A 12,711-nucleotide genomic window follows, 5' to 3' on the forward strand; every position below is an offset into this window, starting at 1 on the left:
GATGTCAACTCCCTTCCGCGAACCCGGTCGCCACGACCGGGGTGTTACGTTGCGCAGAGTGCACGAAATCGAACAGACAGGGAGTACCGGGTGGACACCGGCCAGCGGCAGGACCAGCGGACGGCGACGGAGCGACGGCGTAAAGAGCTGCTCGAGGCCGCCGACCGCGTCGTACTGCGGGACGGACCCGAAGCCTCCATGAACGCCATCGCCGCGGAGGCGGGAATCACCAAGCCGATTCTCTATCGTCACTTCGGCGACAAGAGCGGCCTGTACCGGGCGCTGGCCCAGCGGCACACCGACGCGCTGCTCGGCGCGCTGCGCGCCGCCCTGGACTCCGGCAACGACCGCCGCGACCGGGTGGAGGCCACGCTGCACGCCTACCTCGCCGCGATCGAGAGCCGCCCCCAGGTGTACCGCTTCCTGATGCATCCGGCCGAGGCGCCGGGCGACGGGGACAAGGGCTTCGACGGTGGCCGACACTCCTCCTCGCTGCTGCGCCGGATGGGCGAGGACCTGGCCGAGGTGATAGCCGAGCGGCTGGACCTGGGCCCGCAGAGCCAGCAGCTGGCGCGGGTGTGGGGGCACGGCATCGTCGGCATGATGCACGCGGCGGGCGACTGGTGGCTCAGTGAACGCCCCGTCCCGCGCGACCAGTTGGTCAGCCACCTCGCCGACCTGCTGTGGGGACGGCTGGCCGCGGCCGGCGACCGGGCGGGCAGCCCCGGACTCTAACCCCGCCGCGCCCAGGGCGCCCGGCGGGCGGCCCGCAGGGCGCGGCGGCGGCGCAGCCCGCCGAGGCGGTCGGTGAACAAGCCACCGTCCAGGTGGTCGCACTCGTGCTGCAGGCAGCGGGCGAAGAAGCCGGTGCCGGCGATCCGCACCGGCTCGCCGCGCACGTCGAAGCCCTCCACCACCGTGTGGTCGTAACGGGTGGTGCCCGCGTTGATGCCCGGCAGCGACAGGCACCCCTCGGAACCGGTGACGGTGACGCCGTCCACCTCCACCAACCGCGGGTTGACGACGTGTCCCAGGTGCCGCACGTCCTCGTCGTCGGGGCAGTCGTAGACGAACACCCGCAGGGCCGTGCCGATCTGGTTGGCGGCCAGCCCGACGCCGTCGGCGGAGTACATGGTGGCGAACATGTCCTCGACGAGACGGGCCAGTTCGGCGTCGAAGGCGGTGACCTCGGCGCACGCCGCGTGGAGCACCGGGTCGCCGATCAGACGCATCGGACGGATGGTGCCGCTACTGCCGGGGATGGTGCCGTGTCGCATGCCGGCAAGCGTAGAGCCTGTATCCGGCGGGCCTACGGTGCGGGGGCCGCACGGGAATGTGGATAGGCTGATGCGAGACCGAGGCCTCCCGGGTGTTGGATCGGCCGTGGAGGGGCGGAGAGTCGGCCACCGCGAGGCTTGTGCAGGTGGGGGCCGGACGCGAGGAGGATGTTAGACGATGGCAGGCAACTCGGAGCCGCTGACTCCGCGGGCCAAGCTGGCCGTGACGGCGGGCAAGGCGGCTGCGGCGGTGTCCCGTGCGGCGGGCCGCGGCAGCGGATCGGTGATCGGCGGACGGGTGGCCCTTCGGGTCGACCCCGATCTGCTGGCCCGGCTGGCAGGGCACCTCGATGTCGTGCTGGTGTCCGCCACCAACGGTAAGACGACGACGACCCGGCTGCTCGCGGAGGCGCTGCGAGCCAACGGCCCGGTGGTCTCCAACGCCCTGGGCGCGAACATGCCGGCCGGCATCACCTCGGCGCTGGCCGGCGGCGCGGACGCCCGCTACGGCGTGATCGAGGTCGACGAGAAGTACCTGGCAGGCGTCGCCCGCGATGTCGCGCCCAAGGCCATCGCCCTCCTCAACCTCTCCCGCGACCAGCTCGACCGCGCGGCCGAGACCCGCATGCTCGCGGAGCACTGGCGCGAGGGCCTGTCCGGCACGGACGCCATCGTCATCGCCAACGCCGACGACCCGCTGATCACCTGGGCCGCTTCCTCCTGCCCCACCGTGGTGTGGGTCGCCGCGGGTCAGGAGTGGAAGGACGACGCCTGGTCGTGCCCCTCGTGCGGCGGCGTCCTGCAGCGGCCCTCCGAGGACTGGTTCTGCGGTGACTGCGGCTTCCGCCGTCCCGCGCCGACCTGGGCGCTCTCCGGCGACCACGTCATCGACCCGTACGGCGTGGCCTGGCCCATCCGCCTGCAACTGCCGGGGCGGGCCAACAAGTCCAACGCGGCCGTCTCCGCCGCCGCCGCGGCCGCCTTCGGGGTGGAGCCGAAGGTCGCGCTGGAGCGGATGTACGCGGTACAGGCGGTGGCCGGGCGCTACGACGTCGTCACCTACCTGGAGCGCGAGCTGCGGCTGCTGCTGGCGAAGAACCCGGCCGGCTGGCTGGAGACGTTCTCCCTCATCGACGGCCCGCCCACCCCGGTGATCCTGTCCGTCAACGCCCGCGGCGCCGACGGCACCGACACCTCCTGGCTGTGGGACGTGGACTACACCCGGCTCGCCGGGCACCCGATCTACGTCATCGGCGACCGCAAGCTGGACCTCGCGGTCCGCCTGGAGGTCGCGGGCCTGGACTTCCGTGTCTGCGCCGACGTCGACGAGGCGGTGCGCTCGGCGCCCCCCGGCCGGATCGAGACCATCGCCAACTACACCGCCTTCCAGGACCTGCGCCGCCGCGTCGGCAACTGAGCCGGACCCCGGAAAAGGAGAAGCAGCAAGCATGAGCGATTCCAGCCTTCGCCTGGTGTGGGTCTACCCGGACCTGCTCAGCACCTATGGCGACCAGGGCAACGCCCTGGTCGTGGAGCGGCGCGCCCGCCAGCGCCGCCTCAATGTCAGCCGGATCGACGTCCGGTCCGACCAGCCGATCCCCACCTCCGGCGACATCTACCTGATCGGCGGCGGCGAGGACCGCCCGCAGCGGCTGGCCGCGGAGCGGCTGCGCCGCGACGGCGGCCTGAACCGCGCGGTCGCCAATGGCGCGATCGTCTTCTCGGTGTGCGCCGGGTACCAGATCCTGGGCCACGAGTTCGTGAACGACCTGGGCCGCCCCGAGGCGGGCCTCGGGCTGCTCGACGTCGTCAGCGTGCGCGGCGAGGGCGAGCGCTGCGTCGGCGACGTGCTGGCCGACATCGACCCGCGGCTCGGCCTGCCGCCCCTGACGGGTTTCGAGAACCACCAGGGCGTCACCCACATCGGTCCGAGCGCGCGCCCGCTGGCGACGCTGCGGATCGGCAAGGGCAACGGGACCGGCGACGGCACCGAGGGCGCGTACAACGACACCGTCTTCGGCACGTACATGCACGGTCCGGTCATGGCCCGCAATCCGCAGATCGCGGACCTGCTGCTCAAGCTGGCACTGGACGTGAACGCGCTGCCGCCGGTCGACGACCAGTGGTACGAGGCGCTGCGCACCGAGCGGATCACGGCGGCGGGCCAACCCGCCTGAGACGGCGCGCGGTGTCCGCAGTGCGGGCGGCTGTGCGCCGTCCGCACGTGGCTGGCTAAGGTAACGGGGGTTCCACCCGGACGACGGGGTCCGGCCGTCCGTTTGAATCGCGGGAGTGCGAGAGCAATGCGTATTGGTGTGCTGACGAGCGGCGGAGACTGCCCCGGACTCAATGCCGTCATCAGGTCGGTGGTGCACCGCGCCGTCGTCGACCACGGCGATGAGGTCATCGGCTTCCACGACGGCTGGAAGGGCCTCCTGGAGTGCGACTACCGCAAGCTGGACCTGGACGCCGTCAGCGGCATCCTGGCCCGTGGCGGAACGATCCTGGGCTCGTCCCGGGTGCAGCCCGCGCATCTGCGCGGAGGCGTGGAGCAGGCCAAGGGCCACGTACGGGACCTGGGCCTGGACGCGATCATCCCGATCGGCGGTGAGGGCACCCTCAAGGCGGCCAAGCTGCTGTCGGACGCCGGCCTGCCGATCGTGGGCGTGCCCAAGACGATCGACAACGACATCGCCTCGACGGACGTCACCTTCGGGTTCGACACGGCCGTCATGGTCGCCACCGAGGCCCTCGACCGCCTCAAGACCACCGCCGAATCGCACCAGCGGGTACTGATCGTCGAGGTCATGGGCCGGCACACCGGCTGGATCGCCCTGCACTCGGGCATGGCGGCCGGCGCGCACGCCATCGTGGTGCCCGAGCGGCCCTTCGACATCGGCGAGCTGACCGACCTCGTCGGCAAGCGCTTCGCGGCCGGCAAGAAGTTCGCGATCGTCGTGGTGTCGGAAGGTGCCAAGCCGCGCGAAGGCTCGATGGAGTTCTCGTCCGGCGCCAAGGACATCTACGGCCACGAGCGCTTCACCGGCGTCGCCACCCAGCTGTCGGTGGAGCTGGAGCAGCGCCTCGGCAAGGAGGCGCGGCCGGTGATCCTGGGCCACGTGCAGCGCGGCGGCACGCCCACCGCCTACGACCGGGTGCTCGCGACCCGGTTCGGCTGGCACGCGGTGGAGGCCGTCCACAACGGCGACTTCGGCATGATGACGGCGCTGCGCGGTACCGACATCAAGCTCGTGCCGCTGGCCAAGGCCGTGGAGCACCTCAAGACCGTTCCGGCCGAGCGCTACATCGAGGCCGAGTGCGTCCTGTAGCCGGGCCGCCCGCCGCTCCGCGGGCGCTGTGACGGGCTGACGCCCGCTTCCGACGTACGGGGCCGCCCCCGGCCGCACCAGCGGCCGGGGGCGGCTCTAGTCTGGTGCGGGCGCACGGGTCGAATCGGCACATTGCCGGACGGCGCGGGCGGATCAGTCGGCACGGACAGGAGAGAGTGACCCATGGACCACGGCGGACACGGCATGCCCATGGACTTGCCGCCGTTCACCCTTGGGCGGGCGCTGGAGTTCAGCGGGGACCCGGTGTTCCTGGCGGGCTGCCTGCTGGTGCTCGGGCTGTACGGCTGGGGCGTGGTGCGGCTGTGGCGGCGCGGCGACCGCTGGCCGGCCGGCAGGATCGCCGCCTTCGTCCTGGGTGTGCTGACCGTGGCCTCGGTGATGTGCACCGCGATGAACGACTACGGCATGGTCATGTTCAGCGTGCACATGGTGCAGCACATGGTCATCAGCATGCTCTCCCCCATTCTGCTGCTGCTGGGCGCTCCGGTGACGCTGGCGCTGCGGGCGCTGCCCGCGACGGCGCACGGACGCGGCCGCAAGGGGCCGCGGGAGCTGCTGGTGGTCTTCCTGCACAGCCGCTACATGCGGGTCGTCACCCATCCCGCGTTCACCATTCCGCTCTTCATCGCCAGCCTGTACGCGGTGTACTTCTCGCCGATCTTCGACTTCCTGATGGGCAGCAGGCTGGGCCACATCGCGATGATGACCCACTTCCTCGCCGTCGGCCTGGTCTTCTTCTGGCCGATCATGGGCGTGGATCCGGGGCCGCACCGCCCCAGTCACATCATGCGGATGCTGGAGCTGTTCGCGGGGATGCCGTTCCACGCGTTCTTCGGCATCGCCCTGATGATGGGCACCGAGCCGATGGTGACCACGTTCCTGCATCCCCCGGCGTCGCTCGGGGTGGATCCGCTGCAGGACCAGAGCGCGGCGGGCGGCATCGCGTGGGCGTTCAGCGAGATCCCCTCGGTCATCGTGCTGGTGGCACTGCTGTTCCAGTGGTACACCTCCGATCAGCGGCAGGCACGGCGGTCGGATCGGGCGGCCGACCGTGACGGGGACGCGGAACTGGTGGCGTACAACGCCTATTTGGCATCCTTGGAGACTCGCGGTCGCGGCTGACAGCTGCCACAGCTGATGAAGGGGAGGCGCGAGATGGGGGATCGGGTGCGGATATCGGGCGGAGCGCTGGAACTGCCGGGCGGGGTGACGGTGCGCTTCATGCGCACGCTGCGCCTGCCGGAGACGGGAACGCATCCACTGCCGCCGGGGATCGGCACGTTCCCGCTGCGCCGGGTGGCGGACTACCCGGAGCGGGCGCCCGCCGACTGGCTGACCCGGGGCGGGGTGATGCTGCCGGTCTACCAGCGCGAGGCGATGTGGCTGAGCTTCTCCTCGCCGGTGCCGGCCGCGCTCCAGGTGGGCGTGGGCAAGGTGTGCGCGATCTCCGGGCGGCCGTGGAGCGACCGGCTGTCACAGGATCCGCAGAACTATGTCGTCCTCCCCCGGCAACCTTGGCTGGACGGTATCAACTCGGGATCCGGCACGATCCGGCAGTTCGTCGCGGTGCCGCTGGGCCTGGGCGCGACCGTGGAGGGCCAGGTCTCCGGCGAGGAGGTCTGGGGCGGGGTGCAGCTGCAGGTCTTCGAGCTGCGGGACGAGCCGCTCGCGGCCTGGCGCGCCGAGCAGGAGCGACGTGCGGTCGCCACCCGCGGGCCCTGGGGCGTCGCGGCCGAGGACGGTATGGCGCCCACGGCCGCGGGGTACGGAGCGGCGATGCCGATGGCGGCCAGGGCGGCACCGGCCCCGGGGGCGGTGCCGGCCGCGCCGTCGATGGGACTGGGCGCGGGCGGCCGGATGCGGCAGGAGGTCTACCGCGACGAGCGGCTGCCGGGCGACTGGCGGACGGCACCGTCCGGCCGGGTCTTCGTCCATCTGGCCACCGCCCCGCATTGGCGGCAGATCACCGGTGAGGCCGCTCCGCCGTCGCCGGTGGACCGCGCCGCCTACAACGCCGCGGGCCTGCCCTGGTTCGACTACTACGACGCGGACGCCGCCGACCTCGACGCCGCGGGTCCGCTGGCGGACGTGAAGCCGGTGGGCGACTGGCTCGGCGACGACCAGCAGCCGTGGGTGCCGGTCCAGCCCGGCCAGGTGAAGAAGCTCAAGGACGAAGGGCAGGTGGCCGACGGCGACTGGTAGCGCCGGAGGCGGCGACCGGTCACCATGGAGACCGGGCCGCCGACAGGTGGGCCGTCCTGGGATGCTCGGGAGGGGGTGCCATGCCGACACCCGCGAAAGCGATGGCGGTGTGCACCGTGGCATCACTGGTGGCCGTCTCCGCGTACACGGTGGCGCTGGGCGCGAACGGCTGGCTGTGGTTCGCCTGGGTGTTGCTGGGCCTGTGCACCGCCGGCGTGCTCGCCATCCGGTCGCCCCGCTGACGACGGACCCGCGCGCGACGGAACAGCCGGTGCGGTCCTCTCGCGCCCCGCCCGCATCGGCACTACTGTGCCTGGTCACCGGGGTGCGGGCGCGCCCCGGCGTGGAGGGGGAAACAGGCGACGTGTTCTACCACGTGCTCAAATTCGTGATCCTGGGGCCGCTGCTGCGGCTGTTGTTCCGGCCGCGGATCGAGGGTCTTGAACACATTCCGGACGAGGGCGCCGCGATCGTGGCCGGCAACCACCTGTCGTTCTCCGACCACTTCCTGATGCCGGCGATCCTGCCGCGCCGGATCACCTTCCTGGCCAAGGCCGAGTACTTCACCGGTGCCGGGATCAAGGGCCGGCTGACGGCCGCGTTCTTCCGCGGGGTGGGCCAGATCCCGGTGGACCGGTCGGGCGGGAAGGCCTCCCAGGCGGCGCTGAAGTCCGGGCTGGGGGTGCTGCGCCGCGGCCACCTGCTGGGCATCTACCCGGAGGGCACCCGGTCGCACGACGGCCGGCTGTACAAGGGGCGTACCGGGGTCGCGGCAATGGCGATCACGGCTCAGGTGCCGGTCATCCCGTGCGCGATGGTGGGCACGTTCGAACTGCAGCCGCCGGGCCGCAAGCTGCCCCGGCTGGGCCGGGTCACGATCCGGTTCGGAACCCCGATGGAGTTCAGCCGGTTCGAGGGCATGGAGGGGGAGCGCTTCGTGGTGCGGTCGGCGACCGACGAGATCATGTACGCGATCCTGGCGATGTCCGGGCAGGAGTACGTCGACCGGTACGCCAACGAGGTCAAGGCCGAGCAGGCCCGGGGCGTGACGGTACGGCTGCGACGGCCGTCGTGACGGGGTGCGGCGCGGCCGGGGCGGCCCGCTGGGACGTAAACCGGTGGCTCCGCCTCGATCGGTCACCATAGGGTCCGGGGTTGTGCCTACGAACAGAACACGGTGCGGGACATGAGCGCCCGCTTGCGCGACATCGCGCGCCACACCCAGGGGATCGTCACGGCCGGTTGGTACCAGGCGCCCAGCGGGCGGGAGGTCCCGATCGCCGCAGCCGTCGCCCGCGCGGTCGCCGGGACCCGGCTGTTCGGGCCGGAACCGGTGGAGGTGCCGGCGCCGTCCGGCCCGCCCGCGGCCACCGCCTTCGGCGTCAGCGGCGAGAGCAGCCTCCAGGCCGCGCGCCGGCTCAAGGAGGCCTCGGACGAGCCCGTCGCCGTCCTCAACTTCTCCTCCGCCCGCAACCCGGGCGGCGGCTACCTCAACGGCGCCCAGGCGCAGGAGGAATCGCTGTGCCGCGCGTCGGCCCTCTACACCTGCGTGGTGAGCGCACCGGACTTCTACGCCGCCCACCGTGCCGACCGTGATCCCTTCTACACGGACCGGGTCATCCACTCCCCCGCCGTACCGGTCTTCCGCGACGACCGCGGCGCACTGCTGGAACGGCCGTACGGGGTGGGTTTCCTGACCTCTCCCGCGCCGAACGCGGGCGTGATCACGCGCACCCTCCCCGAGCGGGTGGACCGCATCCCGTCGGCCCTGCTGAGCCGTGCCGAACGCGTGCTGGAGGTGGCCGCCGCCGAAGGCTACCGGCGGCTGGTGCTGGGTGCTTGGGGCTGCGGGGTCTTCCAGTGCGATCCCGCGCAGGTCGCGGACGCCTTCCACCGCCTGCTGACCGGCGCCGGGCGCTTCGCGGGCCGGTTCGACGAGGTCGCCTTCCCGGTGCTGGACCGGCGTGCGGACTCCCCCACCCGCGCCGCCTTCGCCGCGCGGTTTAATGAGGCATGACCGACACCGCGGACGCGACGCAGACGAACGAGCACGAGACGTATGACAAGTTGATCGCCCTGCTCGACGAGCACGGTGCGGTCTACCGCACCATCGACCACGCGCCGCAGGGCGCCACCGAGCTGGTGAGTCAGCTGCGGGGCAACGTGCTCGCGCAGGCGGCGAAATGCATCATCGTCATGGTCAAGCTCGGCAAGAAGACCACCAAGTACGTCCTCGCCGTCGTGCCGGGCGACCGGCGGCTGGACCTCGGCGCGGTGAAGGCGCTGCTGGGCGGGACCTACATCTCGTTCGCGCCGAAGGAGACGGCCGAGCGGCTGGCGCGCAGCGTCAGCGGTACCGTCCTGCCGTTCTCGTTCGACGAGAAGCTGGAACTCGTCGTCGACCCCGCGCTGCTGGAGCACGACGAGATCTTCTTCAACGCGGCCCGGCTGGACCGCTCCCTGGCACTCTCCGCCAAGGACTACGCGGAGATCGCCGCCCCGCGCGTCGAGAGCATCACGGAGGCTCCCGGGACGATCGTTCCCTGAGCGCCCGTCGTCATCCGGTGTGCGCGGTGGCGTCGCCCCGCCCGTGCAGGAACAGCGCACGGCCGAGGCAGCCCACGGCCACCGTGCACACCGTCGTGCGCACGATGTTGAGTGCGATCCAGGTGTTCTCGAACCTGTCGAGCACCGCGGTCGGATCACCGATGTGCGCGGGGTCGCCGGCCTTCGCGAGCTCGTCGTTGAGCGGGATGTTCCCGCCCATCGTCACGAGGAGCGCCACGACGTACAGCGCGACGGAGGCCAGCACCCAGCCGAAGACGGCGCGCCGCCCCAGCCGGCGCTGCTGGAAGGCCGCGACGCCCGTCAGCACCAGGGCGCCGAAGAACGCGAGGAAGAACACCGGGTTCTCGATGGCCACGTTGATGTTCTGCATCGCGCCGATGAACGTCCGGTCGTCACCGCGGCTCAGGCCCGGTATCACCGCGACGTCGAAGCTGAAGAAGACACCCGCCATGAGCGCCGTGGCGACGGTGGCGGCGCCCAGAACGGGGCCGGCGGCGCGCTTGCCGTTGGTCGGGTGGGCAGCACTCATCGCTTCGCCTCTTCCTGCCGGGTGTCGGACGGTCGTGTTCGGCTGATCGCTCATGACCTCAGTCAAGTCGCCGACGGGGCCGCGGACCATCGCTCAGACGCGCACCCGCATAAGCAGCCGTCCACGCGCGGACGCGTGGACGGCTGCCGTCACCCCGGGACCGGTCAGGAACCGGTCGTGCCGTACACCTGCATCTCGTAGAGGGAGTAGCCGTACGCGGTGCCCCGCGCGGTGCCGTTCACCCGGACGTAGCGGCCGGTGCCGGTGAGGCCCGTCAGGTCGTCGGTGGCACCGTTGCCGGTGGTGGTCGAGTAGATCGTCGTCCAGACCGTGCCGTCGGGGGACGTCTGGATCGTGTACGCCTTGCCGTACGCGGCCTCCCAGGAGAGCTTGACGCGGCTGACGTTCGCGGTGGCGCCCAGGTCGACGCGCAGCCACTGCGGGTCGGCGCCCTCCTTGCTGGCCCACCGGGTGGTGGTGAGGTTGCCGTCGAAGGCGGCCGACGCCGTGAAGGAGGACGACTCGACCGAGGAGGCCGTCGCCGTCCGGCCCTGGGACAGCAGCACCGGTCCGCCGCCGGGGGCGGTGACGGTCAGGGCGTAACCGGTCGAGTGGGTGGCCGAGGCGGACGTTCCGGTGACGGTGAGCGCCGCGGAGCCGGCGGTGGCCGCCGAAGTGGCGGACACCGTCATCACCGAGGTGCCGCCCGGGGTCACTGTCGCCGGCGCGAAGCTCACGCTCACCCCCGACGGTGCGCCGGTGGCGGAGAGCGTCACCGGCTCCGCCGTGCCGGAGGACGCCGCCACCGAGACCGTGGAGGTCGTGGACGCCCCCGCGCTCACCGAACCGGCGGCCGGGTTCAGCGCCAGCGAGAAGTCATGGGAGGCCGAGGCGGGTGTGAACGCCCACTGGCTCGCGCTGCCGGAGCAGCTCCCGGCGACCACGTTGGAACCCGAGGCCCGGAAGCACTTCTGCCCGGTCTGCATGTCGGAGATGGTGCCGTTGGGATTGATCGACCACTGCTGGGTGGGGCCGCCGGTGCAGGAGTTGAGGACGATGCTGCTGCCGGACGTCGCCGCACAGAGATTGTTGATCACCATGAAGGCGCCGTGGAAGGTGAAGCGCTGGGCCGCCGAGCCGTTGCAGGCGGCGGTCTTGAGGGCGGTGCCGGACGAGGAGCTGTTGCCCGGATCCTCCATGCACTGCGCCGTCGAGCCGTTCTTGTACTGGCCGACCGTGGTGTTGGGCTGGGCGCCGCCGTAGCACTTCCCGGTGCTGGTGTTGAAGATCGGCGTGGCGTCGTAGGGCTCGTTGGCGCCGGGGTTGACGACGACCGGTTCCATCGTCGGCGTGTTGTCCGCGTTGTAGTGCGTCAACGCGTCCTCGCAGTCGATCGCGTTCATCGCGTTGCCGCCCTTGCCGCCCAGCCACAGGTCGATGTGGTGCAGACCGGGACCGCCGTTGGGTCCCTGCTCGCTCCAGTCCGCCTCGCACTCCTGGCAGCTGTCCTCCATGATGAAGTACTTCCTGACCCGCTCGACCCACACCTTCGTGCCGGCCGGGAGTTCCGCCTTGGAGGTCGCGAAGGTGATGGGATCCGCGAAGGTACCGGTGCCGCCGGCCGTGTCGTGGATCTGCGGGTAGGAGATGTCGCCACCGGGCGGCGTGTTGTCGTACCAGCCGTAGAACGTCAAGAACGTCTGCTGCGTCGTCGCCGCGGGGGCCGCAGAACTCGGCGCGGCGTTCACCAATCCGGCGAACGCCGAGATCAGGACGAGACAGGCGGTCGAGAAGAACGCGACAAGAGCGCGCCGACTCATGGTGCGGCTCATGGGGCCTCCGTTGCCAGGGGGATCCAGCGGGGTCACCGCAGGGTCGTTCCGGGCGAGGGCGCGCGTCAATAGTCTGTTAGGAAAGTTTTCTAACAATCTCTGGCGGTGATTCGCGAGGCGGTGGGGAATCAACTGGCCCGGTGCCGCCGCGTGATGACATCCTGACCGCGTGAACGGACCGGAGATCGACATTCTTTTCGCCCCTGAGCTGCACCTGTTCGTCCCAGCGGAGCGGCGTCAGGGCCCCAGCACGGTCGTCACCGACGGCACCTCGACGCTCGGCCACGTCGTCGAGTCGCTCGGCGTCCCGCTCACCGAAGCGGGCGTGCTGCTCGTCGACGGCCGTGCCGTGCACGTCTCGCACATCCCCGCCGAGGGCGAGACCGTCCACGTCCAGGCCGTCGAGCGACCTCAGCGCGTGCCGGGAGCCCCCCTGCGGTTCCTGCTCGACGTCCATCTCGGCACCCTCGCGCGGCGGTTGCGCCTGCTGGGCGTCGACGCCGCCTACGAGAACGAGGACATCGGCGACCCCGCGCTGGCCGCCCTGTCCGCGAAGGAGCGGCGCGTCATGCTTTCCCGCGACCGCGGCCTGCTCCGCCGCCGGGAGATCTGGGCCGGGGCGTACATCTACAGCGACCGTCCGGAGGAACAACTCCGCGACGTGCTGCGGCGTTTCGCGCCCGCGCTCACCCCTTGGTCCCGGTGCGTGGCGTGCAACGGCCCACTCGCGGACGCCGACAAGGAGTCGGTCCAGGACCAGTTGCGGCAGGGCACGCAGCGCTCGTACGACGTCTTCGCGCAGTGCGCGGCCTGCGAGCGCGTGTACTGGCGCGGCGCGCACCACGCCCGCCTGGAAGCGATCGTCGAGGAGGCCCTGCGCGAGTTCGGCGGCGCGGCGGCCTGACCGCTCGCGGGTCGGCGCCCGGCCGCAGGCCCGGTCCTGGTCAACCCGG

13 protein-coding genes and 2 pseudogenes are annotated in these 12,711 nt (G+C 71.5%); 11 read left to right on the forward strand and 4 right to left on the reverse strand.

Annotated elements, in window-relative coordinates; all coding sequences use genetic code 11:
- Positions 1 to 90: 90 nt before the first annotated feature.
- Entirely contained in the window at positions 91 to 735 is a 645-nt protein-coding gene (locus M2266_RS02595) for a TetR family transcriptional regulator (RefSeq protein WP_277436613.1), read from the forward strand.
- On the opposite strand, the gene def is transcribed toward M2266_RS02595, so the two are convergent.
- Entirely contained in the window at positions 732 to 1,277 is a 546-nt protein-coding gene (gene def / locus M2266_RS02600) for a peptide deformylase (RefSeq protein WP_277436614.1), read from the reverse strand. The genes M2266_RS02595 and def overlap by 4 nt on opposite strands.
- Positions 1,278 to 1,455: 178 nt before the next feature.
- Here def and M2266_RS02605 point away from each other — a divergent pair, with 178 nt between their 5' ends.
- The 9 genes from M2266_RS02605 to M2266_RS02645 all read left to right on the forward strand — a co-directional run bounded on the left by M2266_RS02605 (position 1,456) and on the right by M2266_RS02645 (position 9,376).
- On the forward strand, positions 1,456 to 2,694 hold the full coding sequence (locus M2266_RS02605) for a MurT ligase domain-containing protein (RefSeq protein WP_277436615.1): 1,239 nt from the start codon (positions 1,456 to 1,458) through the stop codon (positions 2,692 to 2,694).
- 31 nt (positions 2,695 to 2,725) lie between these two features.
- Positions 2,726 to 3,454 (forward strand): glutamine amidotransferase, encoded by a 729-nt coding sequence (locus M2266_RS02610; protein WP_269276445.1) that lies wholly within the window; start codon positions 2,726 to 2,728, stop codon positions 3,452 to 3,454.
- Between the two features lie 126 nt (positions 3,455 to 3,580).
- Positions 3,581 to 4,606, forward strand: coding sequence for a 6-phosphofructokinase (locus tag M2266_RS02615; RefSeq protein ID WP_277436616.1), 1,026 nt, complete (start codon positions 3,581 to 3,583; stop codon positions 4,604 to 4,606).
- Between the two features lie 183 nt (positions 4,607 to 4,789).
- The gene (locus M2266_RS02620; protein ID WP_277436617.1) at positions 4,790 to 5,749 is read left to right on the forward strand and encodes a cytochrome c oxidase assembly protein; all 960 of its coding nucleotides are present in this window, start codon (positions 4,790 to 4,792) and stop codon (positions 5,747 to 5,749) included.
- Between the two features lie 33 nt (positions 5,750 to 5,782).
- The gene (locus tag M2266_RS02625; RefSeq protein ID WP_277436618.1) at positions 5,783 to 6,829 is read left to right on the forward strand and encodes a hypothetical protein; all 1,047 of its coding nucleotides are present in this window, start codon (positions 5,783 to 5,785) and stop codon (positions 6,827 to 6,829) included.
- A gap of 80 nt (positions 6,830 to 6,909) precedes the next feature.
- Positions 6,910 to 7,071, forward strand: coding sequence for a hypothetical protein (locus M2266_RS02630; RefSeq protein ID WP_277436619.1), 162 nt, complete (start codon positions 6,910 to 6,912; stop codon positions 7,069 to 7,071).
- Positions 7,072 to 7,193: 122 nt separating this feature from the next.
- Entirely contained in the window at positions 7,194 to 7,904 is a 711-nt protein-coding gene (locus M2266_RS02635) for a lysophospholipid acyltransferase family protein (RefSeq protein ID WP_277436620.1), read from the forward strand.
- Between the two features lie 111 nt (positions 7,905 to 8,015).
- Positions 8,016 to 8,846 carry a TIGR02452 family protein gene (locus tag M2266_RS02640; RefSeq protein WP_277436621.1) on the forward strand — a complete coding sequence of 277 codons (831 nt, stop codon included), beginning with the start codon at positions 8,016 to 8,018 and terminating at the stop codon, positions 8,844 to 8,846.
- Positions 8,843 to 9,376, forward strand: coding sequence for a YbaK/EbsC family protein (locus M2266_RS02645; protein ID WP_277436622.1), 534 nt, complete (start codon positions 8,843 to 8,845; stop codon positions 9,374 to 9,376). The genes M2266_RS02640 and M2266_RS02645 overlap by 4 nt, the downstream gene beginning before the upstream one ends.
- A gap of 10 nt (positions 9,377 to 9,386) precedes the next feature.
- On the opposite strand, the gene M2266_RS02650 is transcribed toward M2266_RS02645, so the two are convergent.
- The 3 genes and pseudogenes from M2266_RS02650 to M2266_RS32270 form a co-directional block, all read right to left on the reverse strand.
- Positions 9,387 to 9,926, reverse strand: a complete 540-nt coding sequence (locus M2266_RS02650; protein WP_277436623.1) for an anthrone oxygenase family protein — start codon at positions 9,924 to 9,926, stop codon at positions 9,387 to 9,389.
- A 170-nt stretch (positions 9,927 to 10,096) separates the two neighbouring features.
- Positions 10,097 to 10,489: pseudogene (locus M2266_RS02655) on the reverse strand (discoidin domain-containing protein); the annotation flags it as partial.
- Between the two features lie 357 nt (positions 10,490 to 10,846).
- Positions 10,847 to 11,950 (reverse strand): annotated as a pseudogene (locus M2266_RS32270) (ricin-type beta-trefoil lectin domain protein); the annotation flags it as partial.
- Between M2266_RS32270 and M2266_RS02665 the strand changes: the two are divergent.
- The gene (locus M2266_RS02665) at positions 11,928 to 12,662 is read left to right on the forward strand and encodes a Mut7-C RNAse domain-containing protein (protein ID WP_277436624.1); all 735 of its coding nucleotides are present in this window, start codon (positions 11,928 to 11,930) and stop codon (positions 12,660 to 12,662) included. The pseudogene M2266_RS32270 and the gene M2266_RS02665 sit on opposite strands and share 23 nt — an antisense overlap.
- Positions 12,663 to 12,711 lie beyond the last annotated feature (49 nt).

Origin of the sequence: Streptomyces sp. SPB162 (assembly GCF_029504575.1) — a bacterium.
Lineage (GTDB): Bacteria > Actinomycetota > Actinomycetes > Streptomycetales > Streptomycetaceae > Actinacidiphila.

Coding starts and splice junctions, on each gene's coding strand:
- def (WP_277436614.1), bottom strand. CDS start 1,277: ATGCGACACGGCACCATCCCCGGCAGTAGCGGCACCATCCGTCCGATG.
- M2266_RS02605 (WP_277436615.1), top strand. CDS start 1,456: ATGGCAGGCAACTCGGAGCCGCTGACTCCGCGGGCCAAGCTGGCCGTG.
- M2266_RS02610 (WP_269276445.1), top strand. CDS start 2,726: ATGAGCGATTCCAGCCTTCGCCTGGTGTGGGTCTACCCGGACCTGCTC.
- M2266_RS02615 (WP_277436616.1), top strand. CDS start 3,581: ATGCGTATTGGTGTGCTGACGAGCGGCGGAGACTGCCCCGGACTCAAT.
- M2266_RS02620 (WP_277436617.1), top strand. CDS start 4,790: ATGGACCACGGCGGACACGGCATGCCCATGGACTTGCCGCCGTTCACC.
- M2266_RS02625 (WP_277436618.1), top strand. CDS start 5,783: ATGGGGGATCGGGTGCGGATATCGGGCGGAGCGCTGGAACTGCCGGGC.
- M2266_RS02630 (WP_277436619.1), top strand. CDS start 6,910: ATGCCGACACCCGCGAAAGCGATGGCGGTGTGCACCGTGGCATCACTG.
- M2266_RS02640 (WP_277436621.1), top strand. CDS start 8,016: ATGAGCGCCCGCTTGCGCGACATCGCGCGCCACACCCAGGGGATCGTC.
- M2266_RS02645 (WP_277436622.1), top strand. CDS start 8,843: ATGACCGACACCGCGGACGCGACGCAGACGAACGAGCACGAGACGTAT.
- M2266_RS02650 (WP_277436623.1), bottom strand. CDS start 9,926: ATGAGTGCTGCCCACCCGACCAACGGCAAGCGCGCCGCCGGCCCCGTT.